Consider the following 26519-nt stretch of genomic DNA (forward strand, 5'->3'; position numbering starts at 1 on the left):
AGGACCGACGTGCCTTCGACGCTCACCGCACCCGGGACCGCACCGGTCGCCGAGCGGCCCGCCCACCGCGACCCCAACGTGCTGCGCTGGCTCGCCGCCTACACCTCCTCGATGATCGGCGACAGCGTCTACTACATCGCTCTGTCCTGGGCGGCCGTGCAGTCCGGTTCGCCGTCGCAGGCCGGAGTGGTCATGGCGGTCAGTGCCCTGCCCCGGGCCCTGCTGATGCTGGGCGGGGGAGTGATCGCCGACCGGCTCGGGCCGCGCAGGGTCGTCATCGGCAGTGACGCGGTGCGGTGCGCGGCCGTCCTCGCGGCGGCGGCGCTGCTGTTCCTCACCACCCCGGGCCTGTGGCCGCTGGCCGCGCTCGCCCTGGTCTTCGGCACCGTCGACGCGGTGTTCATGCCGGCCGTGGGCGCGCTCCCCGCGCGCGTGACGACCCGCGGCCAGCTCGCGCGCGTGCAGGGCATGCGGGGGCTGGGCATCCGCTTCGCGAGCGTCGTCGGCGCTCCGCTCGGCGGACTCGCGGTCGCGGCCGGCGGCGCGGCGGCCGCGTTCGGCCTCGCCGGCCTGCTGATCGCCGTGTCGCTGCCACTGCTGATCTCCGTACGGGTGCGGGAGCTGCCCGCGGACGACACGCCGGCCGCCCGGCGCGGCACCGCCTGGCGCGATCTGACGGCCGGCCTCGGCCACATCCGCCGCCACCGGGTGCTCGCGCCGCTCATCCTCGCCATCGCCCTAGGTGACCTCGGCTTCGTCGGCCCGCTCAACGTCGGCCTGACCCTGCTCGCCGACGAGCGGGGCTGGGGCGCCTCGGGAATGGGCTGGGTACTCGCCGGTTTCGGCGTCGGCGCGGGCGCCGTGTCCCTGCTGCTGACCGTGCGCGGACGCCTGCCGCGCGCCGGGCAGGTGGCCGGGTGCGCGATCCTCGCCGGGTCGTGCGCGATCGGCGCCCTGGCCTTCGTGCCCGGCGTGGCCGCGGCCGTCGGGGTCGCCCTGCTCATCGGACTGCTCGCCGGGCTCAGCGGCGCCATGTGCGGCGCCCTGCTGCAAACGCAGACCGACGCCGCCTATCTGGGACGCGTCACCGCGGTCTCCGGGCTGGTCAGCCTCGGATTCGCGCCCCTGAGCATGCCGCTGTCCGCCGCCGCCATCGGCCTGTGGGGCACCGGCCCGGTCTTCGTGGCCAGCGCGGCGGTGTGCGGGCTGGGCGGAGTCATCGCCCTGAGTGTGCCCGGCCTGCGCCGCGCCGAACTGCCGAAGTGACCCTCAGATCCCCAGCTGCTTGCCCTCGTGCAGCTTGGCGATGGCGTTCTCGTCGCCGTCCAGCTCGACCTTGGCGGCGTTCTGCCGGCCGTAGGCGAACATCAGCAGCTCCGACGGCTCGCCGGTCACCGTGACGACCGGCGCGCCCTTGTGGGCCACCGCCGTCTGGCCGTCCGGGCGGCGCAGCACCAGACCCGTGGGCGCGGAGCGGCCCACCAGGCGCGCGGAGCGCTCCAGACGGGACCACAGGGCGTCCTGGAAGACCGGGTCGAGCTCGCGCGGCGTCCAGTCCGGCTGGGCCCGGCGGACGTCCTCGGTGTGGACGTAGAACTCGATCGTGTTCGACGCCTCGTCGATCTGCTTGAGCTGGAAGGGCGAGAAGCGCGGCGGGCCGGTGCGGATGAGCCGGATCAGCTCCTCGTACGGCTTCGCGGCGAACTCCTCCATCGCCTTGTCCAGGCGCGGGGCGAGCGGCTTGATCAGCAGACCGGCGGCGGCGTCGGGGCGGCGCTCGCGCACCACCACGTGCGCGGCCAGCTCACGGGTCTGCCAGCCCTCGCAGAGGGTGGGGGCCTCGGGGCCCTCGGCCTCCAAGAGGTCGGAGAGCAGAAGTCGTTCACGCTGGGCGAAGGTCGACATACAGTCAGCCTACGACCACCCCCCGAGTCCGCCCAGTGGACGTGGAACCGTCACTGTCAGTCGCGCGCGGCACAATGGCAGGCATGACCACCAGCACGCCCCGCCGGCCCAGCCGGCTGGACCCCGGGATCGCCGCGCGCCTCAAGCGCAGCGAAGACGGCCTCCTGCCCGCCATCGCCCAGCAGTACGACACCCAAGAGGTGCTGATGCTCGGCTGGATGGACGACGAGGCGCTGCATCGCACCCTCACCACCGGCCGCTGCACCTACTGGTCCCGCAGCCGCCAGGAGTACTGGGTCAAGGGCGACACCTCCGGTCACTTCCAGTGGGTGAAGTCGGTCGCCCTGGACTGCGACGCGGACACCCTCCTCGTCAAGGTCGACCAGGTCGGCGCGGCCTGCCACACCGGCGCGCGCACCTGCTTCGACGAGGACGTGCTGCTCAAGGACGGCGCCGATTCCGGCGTACCGGCCTCGGATCAGTAGGGTCAGCCGCCATGGACCTCGAGACGTTCCGCAAGCTCGCCACCGACCGCCGGGTCATCCCGGTCACCCGCAAGCTCCTCGCCGACGGCGACACCCCGGTCGCCCTCTACCGCAAGCTCGCCGCCGAGCGCTCCGGCACCTTCCTGCTGGAGTCCGCGGAGAACGGCCGCTCCTGGTCCCGCTACTCCTTCGTGGGCGTCCGCTCCGCCGCGACCCTCACCGCGCGCGACGGCCAGGCCCACTGGCTCGGCACCCCGCCCGTCGGCGTCCCCGTCGAGGGCGACCCGCTGGCCGCCCTGCGCGCCACCATCGAGGCCCTGCACACCCCGCGCGACCTCGCCCACGACCTGGGCCTGCCGCCCTTCACCGGCGGCATGGTCGGCTACCTCGGCTACGACATCGTGCGCCGCCTGGAGAAGATCGGCCCCGGCGAGCGGGACGACCTGAAGCTGCCCGAGCTGACCATGCTGCTCACCAGTGACCTCGCCGTCATGGACCACTGGGAGGGCTCGGTGCTGCTGATCGCCAACGCGATCAACCACAACGACCTCGACACCGGCGTCGACGAGGCCTACGCCGACGCCGTCGCCCGCCTCGACGCCATGCAGGCCGACCTGACCCGCCCGGTCGCCCAGCCCCCGGCCGTCCTCCCGCCCTCCGAGCTGCCCGAGTACTCCGCGCTGTGGGGCGGCGAGGACTTCCAGGAGGCCGTCGAGGACATCAAGGAGCGCATCCGGGCCGGCGAGGCGTTCCAGGTGGTCCCCTCCCAGCGCTTCGAGACGCCGTGCACGGCGAGCGCGCTCGACGTCTACCGGGTGCTGCGGGCGACCAACCCCTCGCCGTACATGTACCTGTTCCGCTTCGACGGCTTCGACGTCGTCGGCTCGTCCCCGGAAGCCCTGGTGAAGGTCGAGGACGGCCGCGCCATGGTGCACCCCATCGCCGGCACCCGGTGGCGCGGGGCGACCCCGCAGGAGGACCAGGCCCTCGCCGACGAACTGCTCGCCGACCCCAAGGAGCGCGCCGAGCACCTGATGCTCGTCGACCTGGGCCGCAACGACCTGGGACGGGTCTGCGAGCCGGGCTCCGTCGAGGTCGTCGACTTCATGTCCATCGAGCGGTACTCCCACGTGATGCACATCGTCTCCACGGTGACCGGCCGCGTCGCCCCGGGCCGCACGGCCTTCGACGTCCTGACGGCCTGCTTCCCGGCGGGCACCCTCTCCGGCGCTCCCAAGCCCCGCGCGATGCAGATCATCGACGAGCTCGAACCGTCCCGGCGCGGGCTGTACGGCGGCTGCGTCGGCTACCTCGACTTCGCGGGCGACTCCGACACCGCCATCGCCATCCGTACGGCGCTCCTGCGCGACGGCACCGCCTATGTGCAGGCGGGCGCGGGCATCGTCGCCGACTCGGACCCGGTCGCCGAGGACACCGAGTGCCGCAACAAGGCTGCGGCGGTCCTGCGCGCGGTGCACACGGCGAACCGGCTCGGCTGAACCGGCCCCGCGCGGGGCCGAGTAGGCGTTCTCACATGAACCCCGGGTGACTGATCGCCCGGGGTTCGGGTGATAGTGGAGTACGTGACTGCTGTTCCGCACCCCCGTTCCGAAGCCCCCGGCTCCGCCCGGGCCGGCCGTATGAGCCTCGCCGTAGCCCTGCTGTGCGGGGCGGTCGGCGCGGCCGTCGCGCTGCTCGCCACCCGGCAGCGCTGGTCGGAGGGCACCGCCACGGTGGCGGGCGGCCCCTTCCCCCTGACCGCCAAGGGCAGTGACGTCACCGGCGTCCCCGCCTCCCTGGCCATAGTGGGACTCGCCGCGCTCGTCGCCGTCTTCGCCGTCCGCCGAGCCGGCCGCTTCATGGTCGCCGGCCTGCTCGCGCTCTCCGGCGCCGGCACCGTCGCCGCCGCCCTGCTCGGCGCCTCCGACAGCACCGCGCTGGACGAACAGGCCGCCCGGGCGTCCGGCGACACCTCGGCCACCGTCCAGGCCCTCACCCACACCGCCTGGCCGTACGTCGCCGCCGTGGGCGGGGCCCTGCTCCTGCTCGCTGGACTGCTCGCCCTGCGCTACGGCCGGCTGTGGCCCGGCATGTCCGGCCGCTACGAGCGCAACGGCACGCCCAGGCCGCGCCGCAAGGCCGAGGCCGCCGGCGACCCCGACCGGCCCGAGGAACTCTGGAAGGCCCTGGACCGGGGCGAGGACCCGACGTAGCGCTCCGCGGGGAGGCCGGTGATTCGTCTGCCGGTCGGCGGGGGCTGGTCGCGCCGTTCCCCGCGCCCCTATGGGCGCGGACACACTCGGCGTCGAACCACTCGGGCTACCCCCGATCACCGCAGCCGCGTGCGTGCGGGACAATGACTGCGAGCGTCCGGCTCGACACGTACTTCAGCAACGAGGAGCAAGCAATGGCGGGCAGCAGCCACGGTCACACCCCGGCCGCCTGGACCGGTGTCACGATCGCCTTCATCGGTTTCTGCGTGGCGGGCGCCTTCATGGTGATGGACCAGCCCGCGGGCTTCTGGGCCGGCATGGGCGTCGTGGTCCTCGGCGGCATCATCGCCTGGATCATGAGCGCCATGGGCATGGGCCAGCCCAAGGACGCCCACCAGGCGCTGCTCACCACGCAGCAGAGCGAGGCGGCCAGCGCCAAGGGCTGACGGCCGCAGGCCTTCGCCGAGGGGCGACCCGGCACCGATGGGTGCCAGGGGGCGCCCCTCACGCGTGTGCGGGGCACAATGCATGACGTGAACGCCGACAGCCAGAGGGTGACACAGCCGCGTACCGGCGCCCTGTGGGGGCGCCTGGCCGTCCCGGCGGGCGTGCTCGCGGCCGTCGCCGCCGCCTTCGCCTACGTCGGCGCCGTGGACCCGAACGAACCCGGCCACTACCCCGCCTGCCCGCTGCTCCAGTACACCGGCATCTACTGCCCCGGCTGCGGCGGACTGCGCAGCGCCCACGCCGTCGTGCACGGCGACTTCGCCGCGGCGCTCCAGGACAACGCCCTCGCCGTCGCCGGCTACGCGCTCTTCGCCCTGATGTGGACCGTCTGGGTGGTGCGCACGGTGCGGGGTCGCCCACTGCGGATCGATCCGGGGCCCGTGCAGCTCTGGACCGCGGGCGCGTTGCTGCTGGTCTTCACCGTTGTCCGGAACCTGCCCTTCGGTGGCTGGCTGCACCCTTGATCAACTCGGAACGTCCAGGTACTGGGACCGGCGTCAACCGGATGTGAGGCCTACGCCCTGCTCCGGATACCATCGCAGTGACCGGCGGTTTCGTACCGCTTTCACAGCCCACCGTCTGAAAGGGGGCCGCTCGCGTGAGTGTGCTCGACGAGATCATCGACGGAGTCCGTGCCGACCTCGCGGAGCGGCAGGCGCGCGTCAGCCTCGACGAGCTCAAGGAGCGCGCGGCGAAGGCTCCCGCGGCCAAGGACGGAGTGGCCGCGCTCAAGGGCGACGGCGTCAAGGTCATCTGTGAGGTCAAGCGCTCCAGCCCCTCCAAGGGCGCGCTGGCCGCGATCGCCGACCCGGCCGGGCTGGCCGCGGACTACGAGGCGGGCGGCGCCGCCGTCATCTCCGTCCTCACCGAGCAGCGCCGCTTCGGCGGCTCGCTGGCCGACCTGGAGGCCGTCCGCGCACGCGTGGACATCCCGGTCCTGCGCAAGGACTTCATCGTCACGTCGTACCAGCTGTGGGAGGCCCGCGCGTACGGCGCCGACCTCGTGCTGCTCATCGTGGCGGCACTGGAGCAGCCCGCCCTGGAGTCCCTCATCGAGCGCGCGGTGTCCATCGGCCTGACCCCGCTCGTCGAGGTGCACGACGAGGACGAGGTCGAGCGTGCCGTGGACGCGGGCGCGAAGATCATCGGTGTCAACGCGCGCAACCTGAAGACCCTGGAGGTCGACCGCGGCACCTTCGAGCGGGTGGCCCCGGAGATCCCCGACCACATCGTCAAGATCGCCGAGTCCGGCGTCCGCGGCCCGCACGACCTCATCGCCTACGCCAACGCCGGCGCCGACGCGGTCCTGGTCGGCGAGTCCCTGGTGACGGGGAAGGACCCGAAGTCCGCGGTCTCCGACCTGGTCGCGGCCGGCGAGCACCCGGCACTGCGCCACGGCCGCAGCTGATCACCGGCTAGGCTTACTGCGATGAACCGCACTGTGACGACTGTGGACCGGTACGCCCGCCTCGCGCGCGGCTGCCGCCCGAGGGGCTGCCGAGCCCCGGCGAGGCGTGTCCACGGTCGCCGGGTGCGGTATGTCATCGGTGACGAACCTGGGCAGGTCAACGGCCGTCGATGGCAGCGCGCCCCTCAGGGGCGCGGGGAACTGCGCGACCAGCCACACACGGCCTGAGGTCGTACGACGGACTCCGCCCCCACGGCGAATAGTGTCTTTTCCACGCACTCACCGTGAGGTACACGCATGCCCAGCGACTTCTTCATCCCAGACCCGGAGGGTCAAGTCCCCAGCGCCGAGGGCTACTTCGGCGCGTTCGGCGGCAAGTTCATCCCGGAGGCCCTCGTCGCCGCCGTGGACGAGGTGGCCGTCGAGTACGACAAGGCCAAGCACGACCCCGAGTTCGCCCGCGAGCTCGACGACCTGCTGGTCAACTACACCGGCCGCCCCAGCTCCCTCACCGAGGTGCCGAGGTTCGCCGATCACGCCGGTGGCGCCCGGATCTTCCTGAAGCGGGAAGACCTCAACCACACCGGCTCCCACAAGATCAACAACGTGCTCGGCCAGGCACTGCTCACCAAGCGCATGGGCAAGACCCGGGTGATCGCCGAGACCGGCGCCGGCCAGCACGGCGTCGCGACGGCCACCGCCTGCGCCCTGTTCGGCCTCGACTGCACCATCTACATGGGCGAGATCGACACCCAGCGCCAGGCCCTCAACGTGGCCCGGATGCGCATGCTCGGCGCCGAGGTCATCGCCGTGAAGTCGGGCAGCCGCACCCTGAAGGACGCCATCAACGAGGCGTTCCGCGACTGGGTCGCCAACGTCGACCGCACCCACTATCTCTTCGGCACGGTCGCCGGACCGCACCCCTTCCCCGCCATGGTCCGCGACTTCCACCGCGTGATCGGCGTCGAGGCCCGCCGCCAGCTCCTGGAGCGCGCCGGACGCCTCCCCGACGCCGCGATCGCCTGCGTCGGCGGCGGCTCCAACGCCATCGGCCTCTTCCACGCCTTCATCCCCGACACGGACGTACGCCTCATCGGCTGCGAGCCCGCCGGGCACGGCGTCGAGACCGGTGAGCACGCGGCGACGCTGACCGCCGGCGAGCCCGGCATCCTGCACGGCTCCCGCTCCTACGTCCTCCAGGACGAGGAGGGCCAGATCACCGAGCCGTACTCGATCTCGGCCGGCCTGGACTACCCCGGCATCGGGCCCGAGCACTCCTACCTCAAGGACAGCGGCCGCGGCGAGTACCGCGCGGTCACCGACGACGCGGCGATGCAGGCCCTGCGCCTGCTGTCGCGCACCGAGGGCATCATCCCGGCGATCGAGAGCGCCCACGCGCTCGCCGGAGCCCTGGAGGTCGGCAAGGAGCTGGGCAAGGACGGCCTGATCGTCGTCAACCTGTCCGGCCGCGGTGACAAGGACATGGACACGGCCGCCCGCTACTTCGGCCTGTACGAAACCGACGCCGAGGTCGCCGCCGACGCGAACGGCGCCGCGGAGATCCAGGGGGACGCCAAGTGAGCGGCAACATCCAGCTGTTGACGGACACCCTCAAGGCCGCCAAGGACGAGGACCGCTCCGCCCTCATCGCCTACCTCCCGGCCGGGTTCCCGACCGTGGACGGCGGCATCGAGGCGATCAAGGCCGCGCTCGACGGCGGCGCCGACGTCGTGGAGGTGGGGCTGCCGCACAGCGACCCCGTCCTCGACGGCCCGGTCATCCAGACCGCCGACGACATCGCCCTGCGCGGCGGCGTCAGGATCGCGGATGTCATGCGCACGGTCCGCGAGGCGCACGAGGCCACCGGCAAGCCGATCCTCGTGATGACGTACTGGAATCCCATCGACCGCTACGGCGTCGAGCGCTTCACCGCCGAGCTGGCGGAGGCGGGCGGCGCGGGCTGCATCCTGCCCGACCTGCCCGTCCAGGAGTCGGCGCTGTGGAGGGAGCACGCCGAGAAGCACGGACTCGCGACGGTCTTCGTCGTGGCGCCGAGCAGCAAGGACGAGCGGCTCGGCCAGATCACCGCGGCCGGCAGCGGCTTCGTCTACGCCGCCTCGCTGATGGGCGTCACCGGCACCCGCGCGTCCGTGGGCGCACAGGCGCAGGACCTGGTCGAGCGCACCCGGGCCACCGGCACCGACCTGCCCGTCTGCGTCGGGCTCGGCGTCTCCGACGCCGACCAGGCGGCCGAGGTGGCCGGCTTCGCCGACGGCGTGATCGTCGGCTCGGCCTTCGTCAAGCGGATGCTGGACGCGCCGGACGACGCGGCCGGAGTCGAGGCCGTGCGCGAGCTCGCCGGCGATCTGGCGAAGGGCGTGCGCCGCCGGGCGTAGCCCTGACCTGCGGCGGACTCCCTCCGCAGGGGACATCTTCAGAAGAAGGGCCTTCCGTACGAGTCGCTCGAACGGGTGGACCTGAGGCCGGGGAGGCGCGCTGCGCCTCCCCGGTTCGTTCTGCGGGTGTGAGCGAAAAGAATCGTGAGGGAAAGCGGACCGCCCGTGAGCGGCTGGCGGTCGAGCGTGAGAAGCAGAAGGCCGCCGACAAGCGCCGTCGTGCGCTGATCGTGGGCGCCAGCGTCGTCTGCGTCCTCGGACTCGCGGCGGTCATCGGCGTCGTCGCGGCCAACGCCGGCAAGGACAGCGGCAGCGAAGCGGGACCCGTGGTCGGGCCCTCCGGGGCACAGGGCAAGGACGGTCTCGCGATCCCGGTCGGCCAGGAGAGCGCCAAGTCGACGCTCACGGTCTGGGAGGACTTCCGCTGCCCGGCCTGCAAGTCCTTCGAGGACGCCTACCGGTCGACGATCCACGAGCTGACGGACGCCGGCCAGCTCAGGGTCGAGTACCACCTGGCGACGATCATCGACGGCAACATGGGCGGCACCGGCTCGCGCAACGCCGCCAACGCGGCCGCCTGCGCCCAGGACGCCGGTAAGTTCACGCAGTACCACGACGTGCTGTACGAGAACCAGCCGCCGGAGGTCGACGACGCCTTCGCGAAGAACAGCAAGCTCTTCGAGCTCGCGGGCAAGGTCAAGGGCCTGGACACGCCCGCCTTCCGCAAGTGCGTCGAGAACGGCACCCACAACAGCTGGGTGGAGAAGTCCAACGACGCGTTCAAGAGCGGCGGCTTCAGCGGTACGCCGACGGTCCTGCTCAACGGCAAGAATATCTACCAGGACCAGACGATGACTCCGGCCAAGCTGAAGCAGATGGTGGAGGAAGCCGCCAAGGGCTGAGCCCCGGCGCCTGTTATGGACCCGTAGCCGGGCTGCCTGACATCGGTGCCGCCCGGCAGGGTAGCGTCGACCTTGCCATGGAACTTGCCTACATTCCCAGCCCGTCGCGCGGGGTGATCCACCTCGGCCCCATTCCGCTGCGCGGCTACGCCTTCTGCATCATCATCGGTGTCTTCGTAGCCGTCTGGCTCGGCAACAAACGCTGGATCGCCCGGGGCGGGCGGTCCGGCACCGTCGCCGACATCGCGGTCTGGGCCGTCCCGTTCGGACTGGTCGGCGGGCGCCTCTATCACGTGATCACGGACTACGAGCTGTACTTCAGCGAGGGCCGTGACTGGGTTGACGCCTTCAAGATCTGGGAAGGCGGCCTCGGTATCTGGGGCGCCATCGCCCTCGGCGCGCTCGGCGCGTGGATCGGCTGCCGCCGCCGCGGCATCCCGATGCCCGCCTACGCCGACGCCGTGGCGCCCGGTATCGCCCTCGCCCAGGCGATCGGGCGCTGGGGCAACTGGTTCAACCAGGAGCTCTACGGACGCGAGACCGACGTCCCCTGGGCGCTGAAGATCACCTCCTCGACGGACGGCCGGGTGCCGGGCACCTACCACCCGACGTTCCTGTACGAGTCGCTGTGGTGCATCGGCGTCGCGGTGCTCGTGATCTGGGCCGACCGCCGCTTCAAGCTGGGACACGGGCGGGCGTTCGCGCTGTACGTCGCCTCGTACTGCGTGGGCCGGTTCTGGGTCGAGTACATGCGGGTCGACGACGCCCACCACATCCTCGGGCTGCGGCTGAACAACTGGACCGCGCTGATCGTGTTCCTGCTCGCGGTGGCCTACATCGTGATCTCGGCGAAGAAGCGGCCGGGCCGCGAGGCCGTGGTCGAGCCGGGCGCGGGTGCCTCCGGCGGTGAGACCGAGGGTGATGCGGACGCCGACTCCGACTCCGCCGCAGAGGCGAAGGACGAGGACGCCAAGGGCGAGGCCGAGGAAGACGTCGAGGAAGACGTGAAGGAAGACGTCAAGGACGAAGCCGGGTCGGGGACGAAGAAGACCTGACGTTCGGCTCCACGACGACGAGGGCGCCCGCATTCTCCGGGCGCCCTCCGTCGTGTCCGGTCAGCGTCGACGGGCCAGCGCCAGGGTGCGGTGCGCCGCGGCCACCACCGCCGCGTCGATGAACGTGCCGTCCTTCAGGGCCTGCGCGCCCTGTTCCGTCGTGGCCGCCTTGATGATCGTCTCCGCCTGCTCCAGCTCCTCCTCAGTGGGGAGGTAGGCCCGCTCGATCACCGGGAGCTGGCGGGGATGGATCGCCGCCCGGCCCAGGAAGCCGAGGGTGCGGCCGTGGGCGCAGGAGGCCGCCAGGCCCTCCAGGTCGCGGATGTCGGGGTGGATCGACTGCGAGGGCGGTGGCAGGGCCGCCGCGCGGGCGGCCACGACGACGCGCGAGCGGCACCAGTCGAGGCCCGCGTCGCCGCGTACGCCCAGGTCGGCCCGTAGATCCGCCTCGCCCAGCGAGATGCCGCGCAGGCTGGGGTGGGCGGTGGCGATCGCGTGGGCGCGTTCGATGCCCAGGGCCGATTCCAGGAGGGCGTGCAGCGGGGTCGTGCCCGGAGCGGTGGGCGGGGTGGTCTGGGCGAGGTGGATGATCTGCTCGGCGGAGGTCACCTTCGGCAGGCGCAGCGCGGCCAGGCCGGGCAGGGCGGCCAGGATCGAGAGGTCCTTCACCCCCGGAGGGGTGTCCAGGGCGTTGACCCGGACATGGACGGGGACGGGGTGCTCCGGGTCCGCGAGCAGGTCGGCCGTGGCCGCCCTGGCGTAGTCCTTGCGGTCCGGGGCGACGGCGTCCTCCAGGTCGACGATGACGACGTCGGCACCGGACAGGAGAGCCTTGGCCACCACACGCGGGCGGTCGCCGGGGGCGTACAGCCAGGTCAGGGGGTAGGCGGCGGCGGTCCTCGCCCGGACGGTCACAGGGCGCCTTCCTCGCGCAGCGCCGCCAGGTCGGCGGGGGTCAGGCCCAGGCCGGTGAGGATCTCCTCGGTGTCCGCGCCGTGCGGGCGGCCGGTCCAGCGGATCGTGCCGGGCGTGGCGGAGAGCCGGAAGAGGACGTTCTGCATGCGGAGCGGGCCGAGTTCGGGGTCCTCGACGGTGGTGATGGTGTCCAGGGCCGCGTACTGCGGGTCCGTCATCACATCGCGTACGTCCTGGATCGGGGCCACCGCCGCCTCCGCCTTCTCGAAGGCGGCCAGGACGTCGGCACGGGTGTGGCGGGCGATCCAGCCGCCGACGGCCCGGTCGAGTACGTCGGCGTGCCGGGCCCGGTCGGCGCCGGTCGCGAACCACGGCTCGTCGATCAGATCCGGCCGTCCCACCAGGTGCATCACGCGCTCGGCGATCGACTGGGCGGAGGTGGAGACGGCGACCCAGCTGCCGTCCGCCGTGCGGTAGGTGTTGCGCGGGGCGTTGTTGGCGGAGCGGTTGCCGGTGCGTTCCTGGACGTAGCCGAGCTGGTCGAACCAGGTCGCCTGGGGGCCGAGGGCCAGCAGCATCGGCTCGATCAGCGCCATGTCGACGACCTGGCCCTCGCCAGTGCGTTCGCGCGCTGCCAGGGCCGTCATCACCGCGTACGCCGTCGCCAGGCCCGCGATCGAGTCGGCCAGGCCGAACGGCGGCAGCGTCGGGGGCGCGTCCGGTTCGCCGGTGAGGGCCGCGAAGCCGCTCATCGCCTCGGCGAGGGTGCCGAAGCCGGGGCGGTGGGCATAGGGCCCGAACTGGCCGAAGCCGGTGACGCGGGTGAGGATCAGGCGGGGGTTGGCGGCGGAGAGCTCGGGCCAGCCGAGGTCCCACTTCTCCAGGGTGCCGGGGCGGAAGTTCTCGATGACGACGTCCGCAGTCGCGGCGAGACGCAGCAGGGTGGCCCGGCCGCCGGGCTTGGACAGATTCAGGGTGATCGTGCGCTTGTTGCGGCCGAGGACCTTCCACCACAGGCCCACGCCGTCCTTCGACGGGCCGTGCCCGCGGGAGGGGTCGGGCCGGTCGGGGTGCTCGACCTTGACGACCTCCGCGCCGTAGTCGCCGAGCATCGTGGCGGCGAGGGGGCCCGCGAAGAGGGTCGCCAGGTCGAGGACGCGCAGGCCGGTGAGGGGAGCGGCGGGAAGGGGGCGGGTCTCGGTGCCGGGGGCGCTCATGACGCGTACGCCTCCTCGATCTCGGGGCGGTACGGCATCGCGACCGAGGCGCCCTCCCGCTGGACCGACAGCGCGGCCGCCGCGGCCGCCCACTTCAGGGCGTCCGGCATGGGGCGCCCCTCGCCGAGCGCCACCGCGAGCGCGCCGACGAAGGTGTCGCCGGCGCCGGTGGAGTCGACGGCGGTGACCTTCGGGGCGGGCACGGTCAGGGGTTCGGCGCCGCGGGTGACGTAGAGGCTGCCGGCGGCGCCGAGGGTGACGACCACCTCGGGGACCTGGTCCAGCAGCGCGGTGGCCGCCTCGCGGGGGTCGGTGCGGCCGGTGAGGGCGGTGGCTTCGTGCTCGTTGGGCACCAACAGGTCGACCGTGGCGAGGAGTTCGCGCGGGAGGGACCGGGCGGGGGAGGGGGTGAGGATCGTACGGACGTCGTGGCGGCGGGCCGCCTGGGCGCCGGCGAGGACGGCGGGGAGCGGGATCTCCAGCTGGAGCAGCAGGGTGCCGGCGGCGGCGATGACGCCCTCGTCGCCGGGGCTGAGGTGGTCCAGCGTGCCGTTCGCGCCGGGGATCACGACGATCGCGTTGCCGCCCTCGTCGTCCACGACGATGTGCGCGGTGCCGGAGGCGCCCTCGGCCGTGCGGAGGTCGTCGGTGTCCACGCCGGAGTGCTCGAGGTTGGCGCGCAGGCGGGTGCCGAAGGCGTCGTTGCCGACCGCGCCGATCATCGAGACCAGGCCGCCCGCGCGGGCCGCCGCGATGGCCTGGTTGGCGCCCTTGCCGCCGGGGATCGTGCGGAAGTCCCGGCCCGTCACGGTCTCGCCGCGCTGCGGGGCCTTCTCGACGTAGGTGACGAGGTCCATGTTCGTGCTGCCGAGCACGACGATGTCGGTCATGGGCGAGGTGCCTCCCGGGGGGTGTGCTGGTGGGTGAGGTCGTGGGTGAGCCGGGCCAGTGCGTCGAAGCCGGTGCCGTTGAAGTCGGCGACGGAAGTGGCGAGGCGGTTCTTGAGGGGGGTCGTCCAGCGGTCGGGGAGGGCGGCGGGGGCGCCGGCGAGGAGGGCGGCGACGCTGCCCGCCGTGGCGCCGTTGGAGTCGGTGTCCCAGCCTCCCGAGACGGCTCGGCAGATGGAGCCGGTGAAGTCGCCGTTCGCGTGGGTGAGGGCGGCGGCGATCAGGGCGGTGTTGGGGACGGCGTGGACCCAGTGGTGGGTGTCCGCGTGGGTGGCGTGGAGTTCGTCGACGACGGTGTCGAAGTCCTCGTGGACACGGGCCAGTTGGACGGCGTGCCGCACGGCCTCCGCCAGCCGGGACCTCGGGGGGACCACCGTGAGGCCGGTGCGCAGACAGGCGTGGATGTCGTCCGGGGCGGTGGCCACCGCCGCCCGCGCGACGACCGCGGCGGTGAACATGGCCGCGTAGACGCCGTTGGCGGTGTGCGTGAGGGTGGCGTCGCGGTGGGCCTGTTCGGCGGCGGCACCGGGGTCGCCGGGGTTGGTCCAGCCGTGGACGTCCGCGCGGATGAGGGCGCCGATCCACTCGCGGAAGGGGTTGCGGTGGCGGGCCGTGTACGGGGGCTCGATGCCGAGGAGGAGGTTGCGGTACGCGACGCGCTCGGCGGTGAAGGTGCGGCCGGCCGGGAGCTCGTCCAGCCAGAGGCGGGCCACGTCGGTGGTGGTGAAGTCCCGGCCGTGGCGCTGGAGCAGGAGCAGGTCGAGCAGGGGGTAGTTGAGGTCGTCGTCCTCGGGCATCCCGTCGATGTTCTCGGCGAGGGAGGTGGGGGCGGAACGGCGGTTCCAGGGGTGGGCCGCGAGCAGTTCCGGGGGGACTCCCTTCGCCGTGAAGTACGAGTTCAGGGGCCGGTTGCCGGTGGCCGCTGCGAGCAGACGGATCCCTTCCAGGGGGAGCTTCTCGACGGGCTTGCCGAGCAGACAGCCGACGGCCCGGCCGAGCCAGGCGGCCTCGTAGCGGGACACGGCCGGAGCGGCCGGGGAGGCGGCCGGTGCGGGCCAGGACGGGCAGCTCGCCCTGATCCTCGCGAGGTCGGTGGGCTCCCGGTCCGCCAGCCTGCTCGGCAGGTCCGCCAGTTCGTCCAGCAGATCCTCCGCCAGGGTGCGCAGATATCTCGACGTGGGCTCCGGTGACGCCCCCGCGCGCAACGGCGCCTCCCGGCCGCCGGCCGCCCGCCACCTCGCCGCGATCCTCGACGGCTCCCGGCCGTCCAGGGCGGCCTGCCGAAGCTCGTGGCCGATCAGGTCCTCCGGCTGGACCCAGGTCAGTCGGAGCACGGCCGGCCCTCCAGCGCCGCGAACGCCGCCTCGTGGGCGCGGCGCCGGCGTACGTCCCGGGCGTGGATCTCCCTCGTGACCTCGGTCAGGGTGCGGGGCGGTTCCCACAGGTCCAGTCGGCTGGCCTCCGCGACCGCCTTCGACCAGTCCTCGGGGACCGGTGAGCCGAGTGCGCCGGCGAGGGCGCCGGCCATCGTGGCGATGGAGTCGCAGTCGCGGCCGTAGTTGACGGCGCCCAGAACCGAGCGGCGGTGGTCGCCGCCCGCGATCAGCAGCATGGCCAGGGCGACGGGGACTTCCTCGATGGCGTGCAGACGGGAGGGGCGCCGCGCGCCGAGGGAGGGCCGCCGGTAGTCGGGGCCGACCGTGTCGTACGGGGCGATCGCCTCCCGCAGCGGGATCAGCGCCGACTCGAAGTCCTGGTGGGCGCCCGCCACTTCGCAGACCTTCTCGATCGCCGTCCGCGTGCCGTCCTTCGCCAGCGACAGACAGGCCTCGATCACCGAGTCCGGTGTCGCCCCCGGCGCGCAGGCCGCCGCCACCGCCGCCGCGAAGACGCCCGCCGCCTCACGGCCGTACGACGACTGGTGGGCGCCCGCGATGTCCAGGGCCTCCGTGTACGCCGCCCTCGGGTCGGCCGCGTTGACCAGGCCGACCGGGGCCATGTACATCGCCGCACCGCAGTTGACGATGTTGCCGACGCCGGCCTCCCGCGGGTCCACATGGCCGTAGTGGATGCGGGCCACGAGCCACTTCTCGGCCAGGAAGACGCGGTGCAGGGGGAGTGCCTCCGCCTCCAGCTCCGGGATCCAGCGCGGGTTCGTCATCAGGTCCGGGACCAGGTGGTCGGCGACCGCGTACGCGTCGAGGTGGTCGCGGACGGAGCCGTAGACGCGGACCAGCGCGTGCGTCAGCAAGGTGTCGTCGGTGACGTGCCCGTCGCCCTTGTGGTACGGAGCGATGGGGCGGGCCGTACGCCAGGCGTCGCCGTTCCACGGGCCGACGATGCCGTGCACCCGGCCGCCGTGGCGCTCGAGGATCTGGTCGGGGGAGTAGCCCTCCACCGGGCCGCCGAGGGCGTCGCCGACCGCCGCGCCGACCAGGGCGCCGGTGATCCGCTCGTCGAGACGCGGACCACTGCTTTCGTCTGCTTTGGGCGTCATGCCCCGAATCATCCTCCTGGTCGGGCCGGTTGTGTGGCTTCCAGGAGTTCGGCGAGTTCCACCAGGTCGGTGCCGGTGAGGCGGGGGAGCACGCAGCCGGAGAGGGTGCGGCAGGTGTCGCGCCAGGACGTGGGGATCGACGCGCCGCCGCCCAGGGCGCCGGTCAGCGCGCCGGCCAGGGCCGGTGCGGAGTCGGCGACGCGGGAGAGGCACGCGGCTGCGGGTACCGCCTCGGCGATACGGCCGTCGGAGGCGACCGTGAGGGCGAGGGCGACCGGGACCGTCTCGGCGGCGGCGATGCCGTAGCTGTAGACGTGGTCGACGATCTGGTGTTCCAGGAGGGGGATCAGGGCGAAGGCGCTGTCGGCGGTCCGGGCGAGGTGCAGGGCGTGGCGGGCGTTCCGGCCGATCTCCGTCTCCTCGGGGAGTTCGGCGAGCGCGGCTGTCACACAGGCCGTGGTGTTCGCGCCGGTCAGGGCCAGGGACACGGCCGCCGCCATCGCCCTCGCGCCGTGCACTCCGTCGCCGTCCTGGGTGTAGCGGGCGTCGAACTCGGCGAGGTCGGCGGCGCGGTGGGGGTCGCCGGGGTGGGCCACAGCGAGGACGCAGGCGCGGATGCAGGCGGCGTCGTCGAAGTAGTGCGGGTTGTCGTGGCCGGTGGCGGGTGGACGCAGGCCGGTGGCGAGGTTGCCGAGGCCGGCGCGGACGGAGATGCGGGCGCGCAGGGGGAGGATGGCCGACTCGATCTCCGGGGCGCGGTCGGCTGCGGCGGCCACCTCGCTGGCGACGGCGTTCCAGGTGAGGTCGATGGCGGCTCGGGTGCGGCGTTCCCGGCTGAGGTCGCCGAGGGCCGTGTCGTCGCCGGCTCTCAGTACGGCTTCGGCGGCGAAGGTCGCCCATTCCGCGTCGTCGGAGGGGCCGAGGCGGAGGGGTTCGGGGGGCTGGTTGAGGGCGATCGGCACGGGGAGGGTGGTGGTCGCGTTCTGCTCGGCGAAGGTGTCGAGTTCCCGGGTGAGGCGGCGGGTCCATTCCGGCATGCGGGCGGCACGGTGGCGGGCGGCGGGCCAGCCGGCGGCGTCGCCTGCGGCGAGGCCGAGGAGGAGACCGAGGACACGCTGCCCGGCCTCGGCTCCGCCTTCGGCCTGCTGTTTTCCACCCGCGCCGCCTGTGCGGCTTTCGTCGTCGGGTGCGGGTGGCCGTGGTGGGGACTGCTCGCCGTCGGCGACTGCGGGCGGGTGGGGCGGGGGCGTTCGCAGGTCACCCGGGGCCGTGAGCAGTGTGGGGCCTGTGTCGTCAGGGGCGTTCGGGGTCGGGAGTGGGGCGGGTCCGGTGTCGGGGGAGTCGGTCGGGGGCGTCAGTGGTGCGGGCTCTGTGTCCGTGGGGGTCGGGGAGTGGGTCAGGAGGGCGTGGTCGGCTTCCGGTGGGGGAGTTGTCGAGGTCGCCTCGTCCCATGGGGTCGGTGGTGTCATCGGGCGGCCCCTTCGCGTGCGGAGGGTGCCTCGGCCGGTGTGAGGCCGCCGGTCACCCACTTTCTGTCCTCGCCCGGGACCAGGAGTTCCGCCACGTCCAGTACGTGGTGTCCGGCCATCGACGGCAGGCAGCTGCCACGGGCCGGGCCGATCGCCGCCGCCCAGTCCGCGGGGATCGCCGACTCGCCCTGGGTCGCGCCCGCCAGTGCCCCGGCCACCGCCGCCGTCGTATCGGCGTCGCGGCCCATGTTCACCGCCGTCAGCACCGCCTGGACGAAGTCGCCGTCCGCCGCCGCGTACGCACCGAAGGCGAGCGCGACCGCCTCGGGGGCCAGGTCGGTCCACGGGTAGCCGCCGATCACGACGGCGGAGCGGACCGCGCGTTCGCCGCGGTGGGCGACCGCGACCGCCCGGCGCAGGGAGCGGGCCGTCCAGGAGTCGTCCGGGACCACGGCGAGGGCCGAGGCGACCACGGCGATCGTCGGCGCCCCCGCCATCGCCGCGGCGACCCCAGCCGCCACCGCCTGGCCGCCGTAGATGCCCTCGCCGTCATGGCTGACCGAGCCGTCGATCGCGACCAGGCGAGCCGCCTCGGCGGGGCGGCCGGCGGCGAAGACGCCGAAAGGCGCCGCCCGCATCGCGAGACCGTCGCTCCAGGCATGCCGGTGCTGGGCGGAGATGGGCGCGGCCAGACCCCGGCGCAGGTTCTCCAGCGTGCCGCGCTCGCTGAAGCCCGCGCCCCGGAAGGGGCCCTCGGCCCGGTCCGCGATCCACTCGTGCCAGGCCGCCTCCACATGGGCCGGCGTGAGGGCCGATCCGTGCCGGGCCAGGAGGAGTCCCGAGAAGATCGCGTACTCGGTGTCGTCCGTGCCCGAGGGGTTGTCGGTGACGAATCCCGTCACCCGGCCCCAGCGGGCCCGGATCTCCGAGGGCTTCATGTTCTCCGCGGGAGCGCCGAGCGCGTCGCCGACCGCCAGGCCCAGCAGCGCGCCGCGCGCCCGTCGGCGCAGTTCGGCGGCGTCCCCGGGCGTCGGAACCGAGGGGATGCAGGCGATCGATGCCATACGCGGCCTCTCCTCCGGGGGCTCCACCCAGGGCGCGGAGCCCTTTGCGGATGTGTCCCACCGTCGGCGGTTGACCTGAGCCTCGGAAGCCTCAGAGTCACCCGGTCGACATTTGTGCGCACCCTTACACGAATGAGCGTTCTAGGTAAAACCGCAGGTTAGACGAGCCTTTCCTTGCTGGCGAGGTGGAATTTCCCGGCGTAGATTTGGCGTTGTCAAAGAGTAGAACGCGTCTAAAGACAGCCTTGCCTGAGTACCTGGGGGACACCTTCATGGCCATCATCGAAACCGAGGCCGCGCTGCACGAGGCGCACCGTGACAACCACACGCACCGCGATGTGAACGGCGGCTGGCTGCGCCCCGCCGTCTTCGGCGCGATGGACGGCCTGGTCTCCAACCTCGCTCTGATGACCGGTGTCGCGGGTGGTGCGGTCAGTCATCAGACCATCGTGCTGAGCGGTCTCGCCGGTCTCGCCGCCGGTGCCTTCTCCATGGCCGCCGGCGAGTACACCTCCGTCGCCTCGCAGCGCGAGCTCGTCGAGGCGGAGCTGGACGTCGAGCGCCGGGAGCTGCGCAAGCACCCCAAGGACGAGGAGGCCGAGCTCGCCGCGCTGTATCAGGCCCGAGGTGTCGAGCCCGAGCTCGCGAAGGCCGTCGCCGAGCAGCTCTCCCGCGATCCCGAGCTGGCCCTTGAGATACACGCCCGCGAGGAGCTCGGCATCGACCCCGGCGATCTGCCGTCGCCGCTCGTCGCGGCCGTGTCGTCGTTCGGCTCGTTCGCGCTGGGTGCCCTGCTGCCCGTGCTGCCGTATCTGCTCGGTGCGACCACTCTGTGGCCGGCCCTGCTGCTGGCGCTTCTCGGCCTCTTCCTCTGCGGTGCGGTCGTGGCCAAGGTGACGGCACGCAGCTGGTGGTACAGCGGTCTGCGGCAGCTCGCCCTGGGTGGTGCCGCGGCCGGTGTGACGTACGCCCTGGGCAGTTTGTTCGGAACGGCCGTAGGATAGCTCGGCTGGAACTTATGCGTTGGGCCGCATAAGTAGCCGTTACTCGCTGGTTTCGGATGCGTGACCACCGGGCATGAGCCGTAAGCGCTGTGGGCAATGACGCCTGGGGCGCACTCGCGGGGTCGGCGACGACGCCTCCTCCGCCCCCCTGGACCGTCGGACATAGACCTGTCCCGCTCGGTCCCCACATACTTCGAGCCATGTGCGCGGAACCCTTGCCGTAGCCCGTGGTGTCCGCATGGTGGAACGGATTATCCCGCTTCCCGAGAACCGCCCCATCATGTAACCTGCACGAAATTTTGCACTCACGCAGAGGGCCAACGTCGTCCCTCGGCAATTTGCATATGCCAGATGACGACGACGGGAGAGCCGATGCGTACGCCGCGCCAGCCGTCCCAGCACTCCACGAATGGCCAGAACTGGTCGTTCATGGATGCTCGCCCTGCTGCGCAGGGTATGTACGACCCCCGCAACGAGCACGACGCCTGTGGCGTCGGCTTCGTGGCCACCCTCACCGGTGAGGCGAGCCACACGCTGGTCGACCAGGCGCTCACCGTTCTGCGCAATCTCGAACACCGCGGCGCCACGGGCTCCGAGCCCGACTCGGGCGACGGCGCGGGCATCCTTTCCCAGGTGCCGGACGCCTTCCTGCGTGAGGTGGCCGGATTCGAGCTTCCCGAGGCCGGTGCGTACGCCGTCGGTATCGCCTTCCTGCCGGAGGAGGGGACCCAGGACGCCGTCTCGCAGATCGAGACGATCGCGTCCGAGGAGGGTCTGACCGTCCTCGGCTGGCGCGAGGTTCCCGTCGCCCCCGAACTGCTCGGTGCCACGGCCCGCTCGACGATGCCCGCCTTCCGGCAGGTCTTCGTCACGGACGGCTCGTCGAAGGACATCGCCCTCGACCGCAAGGCCTTCGTGCTGCGCAAGCGCGCCGAGCGCGAGGCCGGTGTCTACTTCCCGTCGCTGTCGGCCCGCACCATCGTCTACAAGGGCATGCTGACCACCGGCCAGCTGGAGCCCTTCTTCCCGGACCTGTCCGACCGCCGCTTCGCCTCGGCCGTCGCCCTCGTCCACTCGCGCTTCTCGACGAACACGTTCCCGTCGTGGCCGCTGGCGCACCCGTACCGCTTCGTCGCGCACAACGGTGAGATCAACACCGTCAAGGGCAACCGCAACTGGATGCGCGCCCGCGAGTCGCAGCTCGTCTCCGACCTGTTCGGATCCGACGGCAAGGCGCTGGAGCGCATCTTCCCGGTGTGCACCCCGGACGCCTCCGACTCCGCGTCCTTCGACGAGGTGCTCGAACTCCTGCACCTGGGCGGCCGTTCGCTGCCGCACTCCGTGCTGATGATGATCCCGGAGGCGTGGGAGAACCACGACTCCATGGACCCGGCCCGGCGCGCCTTCTACCAGTTCCACTCCACGATGATGGAGCCCTGGGACGGCCCGGCCTGTGTCACCTTCACCGACGGCACCCAGGTCGGCGCCGTGCTCGACCGCAACGGCCTGCGCCCCGGCCGCTACTGGGTCACCGACGACGGCCTCGTCGTCCTCGGCTCCGAGGTCGGCGTCCTCGACATCGACCCCGCGAAGGTCGTCCGCAAGGGCCGCCTCCAGCCCGGCCGCATGTTCCTCGTGGACACCGCCGAGCACCGCATCATCGAGGACGACGAGATCAAGGCCCAGCTCGCCGCCGAGCAGCCCTACGCGGAGTGGCTGGAGGCCGGCGAGATCGAGCTCTCCGACCTGCCCGAGCGTGAGCACATCGTGCACACCCACGCCTCGGTCACCCGCCGCCAGCAGACCTTCGGTTACACCGAGGAGGAGCTGCGCGTCATCGTCGCCCCGATGGCCAAGGCCGGTGCCGAGCCGATCGGTTCGATGGGCACCGACTCGCCGATCGCCGCGCTCAGCGAGCGCCCGCGTCTGCTCTTCGACTACTTCACCCAGCTGTTCGCGCAGGTCACCAACCCGCCGCTGGACGCCATCCGCGAGGAGCTCGTCACCTCGCTGAACTCCTCGCTGGGTCCGCAGGGCAACCTGCTCGACCCGACGGCCGCCTCCTGTCGCAGCGTCACCCTGCCGTTCCCGGTGATCGACAACGACGAGCTGGCCAAGCTCATCCACATCAACGCCGACGGCGACATGCCCGGCTTCAAGGCCGCGACCCTGTCCGGCCTGTACCGGGTGCACGGCGGCGGCGACACGCTGGCCGCGCGCATAGAAGAGATCTGCGCCGAGGCCGACGCCGCCATCGAGAACGGCGCCCGGCTGATCGTGCTGTCGGACCGCCACTCCGACGCCGAGCACGCGCCGATCCCGTCGCTGCTGCTCACGGCGGCCGTCCACCACCACCTCATCCGCACCAAGCAGCGCACCCACGTGGGCCTGCTGGTCGAGGCCGGCGACGTCCGCGAGGTCCACCACGTCGCGCTGCTCATCGGCTTCGGCGCCGCCGCGGTCAACCCGTACCTGGCGATGGAGTCCGTCGAGGACCTGGTCCGCGCCGGCACCTTCCTGCCCGGCATCGAGGCCGAGACGGCGATCCGCAACCTGATCTACGCCCTCGGCAAGGGCGTTCTGAAGGTCATGTCCAAGATGGGCATCTCCACCGTCGCCTCCTACCGCGGCGCCCAGGTCTTCGAGGCCGTCGGTCTCGACGACGCCTTCGTGGAGAAGTACTTCAACGGCACGGCCACCAAGATCGGCGGCGTCGGCATCGACGTCATCGCCAAGGAGGTCGCCGCCCGGCACGCGAAGGCGTACCCGGCGAGCGGCATCGCCCCGGCCCACCGCGCCCTCGAGATCGGCGGCGAGTACCAGTGGCGCCGCGAGGGCGAGCCGCACCTGTTCGACCCGGAGACGGTCTTCCGCCTCCAGCACTCCACGCGGGCCAACCGCTACGACATCTTCAAGAAGTACACGGACCGGGTGAACGAGCAGTCCGAGCGTCTGATGACGCTGCGCGGCATGTTCGGCTTCAAGTCCGACCGGCAGCCGATCTCCATCGACGAGGTCGAGCCCGCTTCCGAGATCGTCAAGCGCTTCTCCACCGGCGCCATGTCGTACGGCTCCATCTCCAAGGAGGCGCACGAGACCCTCGCCATCGCCATGAACCAGCTGGGCGGCAAGTCCAACACCGGTGAGGGCGGCGAGGACCCGGACCGTCTCTACGACCCGGCGCGCCGGTCCAGCATCAAGCAGGTCGCCTCCGGCCGCTTCGGTGTCACGTCCGAGTACCTGGTCAACGCCGACGACATCCAGATCAAGATGGCCCAGGGCGCCAAGCCCGGCGAGGGCGGCCAGCTGCCCGGCCACAAGGTCTACCCGTGGGTCGCGAAGACGCGTCACTCGACGCCGGGCGTGGGCCTGATCTCCCCGCCGCCGCACCACGACATCTACTCCATCGAGGACCTGGCCCAGCTGATCCACGACCTGAAGAACGCGAACCCGCAGGCGCGGATTCACGTCAAGCTGGTCTCCGAGGTCGGCGTCGGCACGGTCGCCGCGGGTGTCTCCAAGGCACACGCGGACGTGGTGCTCATCTCCGGCCACGACGGCGGTACGGGTGCCTCCCCGCTCACCTCGCTCAAGCACGCGGGCGGCCCCTGGGAGCTCGGCCTCGCCGAGACCCAGCAGACCCTGCTGCTCAACGGCCTGCGCGACCGCATCGTCGTGCAGACCGACGGCCAGCTGAAGACCGGCCGCGACGTCGTCATCGCCGCGCTGCTCGGCGCCGAGGAGTTCGGTTTCGCGACCGCGCCGCTCGTCGTCTCCGGCTGCATCATGATGCGCGTCTGCCACCTGGACACCTGCCCGGTCGGCATCGCCACCCAGAACCCGACGCTGCGCGACCGGTTCTCCGGCAAGGCCGAGTACGTCGTGAACTTCTTCCAGTTCATCGCCGAGGAGGTCCGCGAGATCCTCGCCGAGCTGGGCTTCCGCACCATCGAGGAGGCCGTCGGCCACGCCGAGACGCTGGACGTCACGCGTGCCGTCGACCACTGGAAGGCGCAGGGCCTGGACCTGGAGCCGCTGTTCCACGTGCCCGAGCTGCCCGAGGGCGCGGTGCGCCACCAGCTGATCGAGCAGGACCACGGCCTGGCGAAGGCGCTCGACAACGAGCTCATCAAGCTCGCCGCCGACGCGCTGGCCGCGGACTCCGCGACCGACGCCCAGCCGGTGCGCGCGCAGATCAAGGTCCGCAACATCAACCGCACGGTCGGCACCATGCTCGGCCACGAGGTGACGAAGAAGTTCGGCGGTGCCGGTCTGCCCGACGACACCATCGACATCACCTTCACCGGCAGCGCGGGCCAGTCCTTCGGCGCCTTCCTCCCGCGCGGTGTCACGCTGCGCCTGGAAGGCGACGCCAACGACTACGTCGGCAAGGGCCTCTCCGGCGGCCGTGTGATCGTCCGCCCGGACCGGGCCGCCGACCACCTCGCCGAGTACTCGACGATCGCGGGCAACACCATCGCCTACGGCGCGACCGGCGGCGAGCTGTTCCTGCGCGGCCGCACCGGCGAGCGGTTCTGCGTCCGCAACTCCGGCGCGACGGTCGTCTCCGAGGGCGTGGGCGACCACGGCTGCGAGTACATGACCGGTGGCCACGCGGTGGTCCTGGGCGAGACGGGCCGTAACTTCGCGGCCGGCATGTCCGGCGGCATCGCCTACGTCATCGACCTCGACCGCGACAACGTCAACGCCGGCAACGTGAGCGCCGTCGAGACCCTCGACGACACCGACAAGCAGTGGCTGCACGACGTCGTGCGCCGCCACCAGGAGGAGACCGGCTCCACGGTCGCCGAGAAGCTCCTGGCCGAGTGGGACACCGCCGTCGAGCGCTTCAGCAAGATCATCCCCAGCACGTACAAGGCAGTGCTCGCCGCCAAGGACGCCGCCGAGCAGGCGGGACTCTCCGAGTCCGAGATCACCGAGAAGATGATGGAGGCGGCGATCAATGGCTGACCCGAAGGGCTTTCTGAACCACGGCCGCGAGGTCGCCAAGTCCCGCCCGGTAGACGTGCGTCTGAAGGACTGGAACGAGGTCTACGTCCCCGGCTCCCTGCTGCCGATCATCAGCAAGCAGGCCAGCCGCTGCATGGACTGCGGCATCCCGTTCTGCCACAACGGCTGTCCGCTCGGGAACCTCATCCCCGAGTGGAACGACTACGCCTACCGCGAGGACTGGGCCGCCGCCAGCGAGCGGCTGCACGCGACCAACAACTTCCCGGAGTTCACCGGTCGCCTCTGCCCCGCTCCCTGCGAGTCGGCATGCGTGCTCGGCATCAACCAGCCGGCCGTCACCATCAAGAACGTCGAGGTCTCCATCATCGACAAGGCGTGGGACAGCGGTGACGTCGCACCGCAGGCCCCCGAGCGCCTGTCCGGCAAGACCGTCGCCGTCATCGGCTCGGGCCCGGCGGGCCTGGCCGCCGCCCAGCAGCTGACCCGGGCCGGCCACACCGTCGCCGTCTACGAGCGCGCCGACCGCATCGGCGGCCTGCTCCGCTACGGCATCCCCGAGTTCAAGATGGAGAAGCGGCACATCAACCGCCGTATCGAGCAGATGCGCGCGGAGGGCACCCGCTTCCGTACCGGCATCGAAATCGGCCGCGACCTCAAGGCGACCGACCTCAAGAAGCGGTACGACGCCGTCGTCATCGCCGCCGGCGCCACCACCGCCCGTGACCTCCCCGTCCCCGGGCGGGAGCTCAAGGGCGTCTACCAGGCGATGGAATACCTGCCGCTGGCCAACAAGGTCCAGGAGGGCGACTACGTCACCTCTCCGATCTCGGCCGAGGGCAAGCACGTCGTCGTCATCGGCGGCGGCGACACCGGCGCCGACTGCGTGGGCACCGCCCACCGCCAGGGCGCTGCCTCCGTCACGCAGCTGGAGATCATGCCCCGGCCGGGCGAGGACCGTGCCCCGCACCAGCCGTGGCCGACCTTCCCGATGCTCTACAAGGTCACCTCGGCGCACGAGGAGGGCGGCGAGCGGGTCTACTCCGTCTCCACCACCCACTTCGAGGGCGACGAGGACGGCAACGTCCAGTGGCTGCACCTCACCGAGGTGGAGTTCATCGACGGCAAGCTGACCCCGAAGCCGGGCACCGAGCGCAAGATCCCGGCCCAGCTGGTGACCCTCGCCATGGGCTTCACCGGCACCGACCGGGAGAACGGCGTGGTCGAGCAGTTCGGCCTGGACCTGGACGAGCGCGGTAACATCGCTCGCGACGCCGACTTCCAGACCAACGTCCCGGGCGTGTTCGTCGCCGGTGACGCGGGCCGCGGTCAGTCGCTGATCGTGTGGGCCATCGCGGAGGGCCGCTCGGCCGCCCGCGGCTGCGACCGCTTCCTGACCGGCGCCAGCGACCTGCCGGCCCCGATCAAGCCGACGGACCGCTCGCTGATGGTCTGACGGCCACCAAAACGTCCCGTACAACGGCGTACGGAACACTGACGGCGCCTGCCTCTTGTCCCCGACCGGACGAATGGGTGGGCGCCGTCGCCCTTTCTGTGAGTCGGCCGG

23 protein-coding genes are annotated in these 26519 nt (G+C 72.1%); 15 read left to right on the forward strand and 8 right to left on the reverse strand.

Annotation, left to right across the window (positions count from 1 at the left end; all coding sequences use genetic code 11):
• The first annotated feature begins 9 nt into the window (after positions 1-9).
• Positions 10-1266, forward strand: coding sequence for an MFS transporter (locus CP983_RS32145; protein ID WP_150503472.1), 1257 nt, complete (start codon positions 10-12; stop codon positions 1264-1266).
• Positions 1267-1269: 3 nt separating this feature from the next.
• Here CP983_RS32145 and CP983_RS32150 read toward each other — a convergent pair whose 3' ends face one another.
• Entirely contained in the window at positions 1270-1905 is a 636-nt protein-coding gene (locus tag CP983_RS32150) for a TIGR03085 family metal-binding protein (protein ID WP_150503474.1), read from the reverse strand.
• Between the two features lie 74 nt (positions 1906-1979).
• Here CP983_RS32150 and hisI point away from each other — a divergent pair, with 74 nt between their 5' ends.
• From hisI to lgt, 11 genes are all read left to right on the forward strand, one after another.
• Positions 1980-2390 carry a phosphoribosyl-AMP cyclohydrolase gene (hisI, locus tag CP983_RS32155; protein WP_185843780.1) on the forward strand — a complete coding sequence of 137 codons (411 nt, stop codon included), beginning with the start codon at positions 1980-1982 and terminating at the stop codon, positions 2388-2390.
• A gap of 11 nt (positions 2391-2401) precedes the next feature.
• Entirely contained in the window at positions 2402-3889 is a 1488-nt protein-coding gene (locus CP983_RS32160) for an anthranilate synthase component I (RefSeq protein ID WP_030957946.1), read from the forward strand.
• Between the two features lie 75 nt (positions 3890-3964).
• Positions 3965-4603: a TIGR02234 family membrane protein gene (locus CP983_RS32165; RefSeq protein WP_150503476.1), complete on the forward strand. Its 639-nt coding sequence runs from the start codon at positions 3965-3967 to the stop codon at positions 4601-4603.
• A gap of 194 nt (positions 4604-4797) precedes the next feature.
• Positions 4798-5049 (forward strand): HGxxPAAW family protein, encoded by a 252-nt coding sequence (locus tag CP983_RS32170; RefSeq protein ID WP_107907078.1) that lies wholly within the window; start codon positions 4798-4800, stop codon positions 5047-5049.
• A 78-nt stretch (positions 5050-5127) separates the two neighbouring features.
• Positions 5128-5574, forward strand: coding sequence for a DUF2752 domain-containing protein (locus tag CP983_RS32175; RefSeq protein WP_150503479.1), 447 nt, complete (start codon positions 5128-5130; stop codon positions 5572-5574).
• Positions 5575-5708: 134 nt separating this feature from the next.
• Positions 5709-6518: an indole-3-glycerol phosphate synthase TrpC gene (gene trpC / locus CP983_RS32180; protein WP_150503481.1), complete on the forward strand. Its 810-nt coding sequence runs from the start codon at positions 5709-5711 to the stop codon at positions 6516-6518.
• 21 nt (positions 6519-6539) lie between these two features.
• Entirely contained in the window at positions 6540-6746 is a 207-nt protein-coding gene (gene trpM / locus CP983_RS45270; RefSeq protein ID WP_150503483.1) for a tryptophan biosynthesis modulator TrpM, read from the forward strand.
• 69 nt (positions 6747-6815) lie between these two features.
• Complete coding sequence (gene trpB / locus CP983_RS32190; RefSeq protein ID WP_150503485.1) at positions 6816-8099, forward strand: tryptophan synthase subunit beta; 1284 nt, start codon at positions 6816-6818, stop codon at positions 8097-8099.
• Positions 8096-8914: a tryptophan synthase subunit alpha gene (trpA, locus tag CP983_RS32195; RefSeq protein WP_150503487.1), complete on the forward strand. Its 819-nt coding sequence runs from the start codon at positions 8096-8098 to the stop codon at positions 8912-8914. The genes trpB and trpA overlap by 4 nt, the downstream gene beginning before the upstream one ends.
• Before the next feature lie 128 nt (positions 8915-9042).
• Positions 9043-9816, forward strand: coding sequence for a DsbA family protein (locus CP983_RS32200; RefSeq protein WP_107907083.1), 774 nt, complete (start codon positions 9043-9045; stop codon positions 9814-9816).
• 77 nt (positions 9817-9893) lie between these two features.
• The gene (gene lgt, locus CP983_RS32205) at positions 9894-10871 is read left to right on the forward strand and encodes a prolipoprotein diacylglyceryl transferase (RefSeq protein ID WP_150503489.1); all 978 of its coding nucleotides are present in this window, start codon (positions 9894-9896) and stop codon (positions 10869-10871) included.
• A 60-nt stretch (positions 10872-10931) separates the two neighbouring features.
• On the opposite strand, the gene CP983_RS32210 is transcribed toward lgt, so the two are convergent.
• Genes CP983_RS32210 through CP983_RS32240 form a run of 7 tightly spaced genes read right to left on the reverse strand, consistent with a single transcriptional unit; the run spans position 10932 to position 18980 of the window.
• Positions 10932-11786, reverse strand: coding sequence for an HpcH/HpaI aldolase/citrate lyase family protein (locus CP983_RS32210; protein ID WP_125528927.1), 855 nt, complete (start codon positions 11784-11786; stop codon positions 10932-10934).
• Positions 11783-13003, reverse strand: coding sequence for a CaiB/BaiF CoA transferase family protein (locus CP983_RS32215; RefSeq protein WP_150503492.1), 1221 nt, complete (start codon positions 13001-13003; stop codon positions 11783-11785). The genes CP983_RS32210 and CP983_RS32215 overlap by 4 nt, the downstream gene beginning before the upstream one ends.
• Positions 13000-13893: a ribokinase gene (rbsK, locus tag CP983_RS32220; RefSeq protein ID WP_150503494.1), complete on the reverse strand. Its 894-nt coding sequence runs from the start codon at positions 13891-13893 to the stop codon at positions 13000-13002. Before rbsK ends, CP983_RS32215 begins: the two co-directional genes overlap by 4 nt.
• The gene (locus CP983_RS32225; protein WP_150503496.1) at positions 13890-15284 is read right to left on the reverse strand and encodes an ADP-ribosylglycohydrolase family protein; all 1395 of its coding nucleotides are present in this window, start codon (positions 15282-15284) and stop codon (positions 13890-13892) included. Before CP983_RS32225 ends, rbsK begins: the two co-directional genes overlap by 4 nt.
• Positions 15272-16447, reverse strand: a complete 1176-nt coding sequence (locus tag CP983_RS32230) for an ADP-ribosylglycohydrolase family protein (protein ID WP_150503498.1) — start codon at positions 16445-16447, stop codon at positions 15272-15274. Before CP983_RS32230 ends, CP983_RS32225 begins: the two co-directional genes overlap by 13 nt.
• 8 nt (positions 16448-16455) lie before the next feature.
• Entirely contained in the window at positions 16456-17916 is a 1461-nt protein-coding gene (locus CP983_RS32235) for an ADP-ribosylglycohydrolase family protein (protein WP_150503500.1), read from the reverse strand.
• Complete coding sequence (locus CP983_RS32240) at positions 17913-18980, reverse strand: ADP-ribosylglycohydrolase family protein (protein ID WP_150503502.1); 1068 nt, start codon at positions 18978-18980, stop codon at positions 17913-17915. The genes CP983_RS32235 and CP983_RS32240 overlap by 4 nt, the downstream gene beginning before the upstream one ends.
• Positions 18981-19252: 272 nt before the next feature.
• Here CP983_RS32240 and CP983_RS32245 point away from each other — a divergent pair, with 272 nt between their 5' ends.
• The 3 genes from CP983_RS32245 to CP983_RS32255 all read left to right on the forward strand — a co-directional run bounded on the left by CP983_RS32245 (position 19253) and on the right by CP983_RS32255 (position 26408).
• Entirely contained in the window at positions 19253-19984 is a 732-nt protein-coding gene (locus CP983_RS32245) for a VIT1/CCC1 transporter family protein (protein ID WP_107907089.1), read from the forward strand.
• 372 nt (positions 19985-20356) lie between these two features.
• Entirely contained in the window at positions 20357-24955 is a 4599-nt protein-coding gene (gltB, locus tag CP983_RS32250; protein ID WP_150507011.1) for a glutamate synthase large subunit, read from the forward strand.
• Positions 24948-26408, forward strand: coding sequence for a glutamate synthase subunit beta (locus CP983_RS32255; RefSeq protein ID WP_107907091.1), 1461 nt, complete (start codon positions 24948-24950; stop codon positions 26406-26408). Before gltB ends, CP983_RS32255 begins: the two co-directional genes overlap by 8 nt.
• Positions 26409-26519: the final 111 nt, after the last annotated feature.

This window comes from Streptomyces chartreusis (genome assembly GCF_008704715.1).
In the GTDB taxonomy this organism is placed as follows: Bacteria; Actinomycetota; Actinomycetes; order Streptomycetales; family Streptomycetaceae; genus Streptomyces; species Streptomyces chartreusis.

Coding starts and splice junctions, on each gene's coding strand:
- CP983_RS32150 (WP_150503474.1), bottom strand. CDS start 1,905: ATGTCGACCTTCGCCCAGCGTGAACGACTTCTGCTCTCCGACCTCTTG.
- hisI (WP_185843780.1), top strand. CDS start 1,980: ATGGCAGGCATGACCACCAGCACGCCCCGCCGGCCCAGCCGGCTGGAC.
- CP983_RS32160 (WP_030957946.1), top strand. CDS start 2,402: ATGGACCTCGAGACGTTCCGCAAGCTCGCCACCGACCGCCGGGTCATC.
- CP983_RS32170 (WP_107907078.1), top strand. CDS start 4,798: ATGGCGGGCAGCAGCCACGGTCACACCCCGGCCGCCTGGACCGGTGTC.
- CP983_RS32175 (WP_150503479.1), top strand. CDS start 5,128: ATGCATGACGTGAACGCCGACAGCCAGAGGGTGACACAGCCGCGTACC.
- trpM (WP_150503483.1), top strand. CDS start 6,540: ATGAACCGCACTGTGACGACTGTGGACCGGTACGCCCGCCTCGCGCGC.
- trpB (WP_150503485.1), top strand. CDS start 6,816: ATGCCCAGCGACTTCTTCATCCCAGACCCGGAGGGTCAAGTCCCCAGC.
- lgt (WP_150503489.1), top strand. CDS start 9,894: ATGGAACTTGCCTACATTCCCAGCCCGTCGCGCGGGGTGATCCACCTC.
- CP983_RS32215 (WP_150503492.1), bottom strand. CDS start 13,003: ATGAGCGCCCCCGGCACCGAGACCCGCCCCCTTCCCGCCGCTCCCCTC.
- rbsK (WP_150503494.1), bottom strand. CDS start 13,893: ATGACCGACATCGTCGTGCTCGGCAGCACGAACATGGACCTCGTCACC.
- CP983_RS32230 (WP_150503498.1), bottom strand. CDS start 16,447: ATGACGCCCAAAGCAGACGAAAGCAGTGGTCCGCGTCTCGACGAGCGG.
- CP983_RS32235 (WP_150503500.1), bottom strand. CDS start 17,916: ATGACACCACCGACCCCATGGGACGAGGCGACCTCGACAACTCCCCCA.
- CP983_RS32240 (WP_150503502.1), bottom strand. CDS start 18,980: ATGGCATCGATCGCCTGCATCCCCTCGGTTCCGACGCCCGGGGACGCC.
- CP983_RS32245 (WP_107907089.1), top strand. CDS start 19,253: ATGGCCATCATCGAAACCGAGGCCGCGCTGCACGAGGCGCACCGTGAC.
- gltB (WP_150507011.1), top strand. CDS start 20,357: ATGCGTACGCCGCGCCAGCCGTCCCAGCACTCCACGAATGGCCAGAAC.
- CP983_RS32255 (WP_107907091.1), top strand. CDS start 24,948: ATGGCTGACCCGAAGGGCTTTCTGAACCACGGCCGCGAGGTCGCCAAG.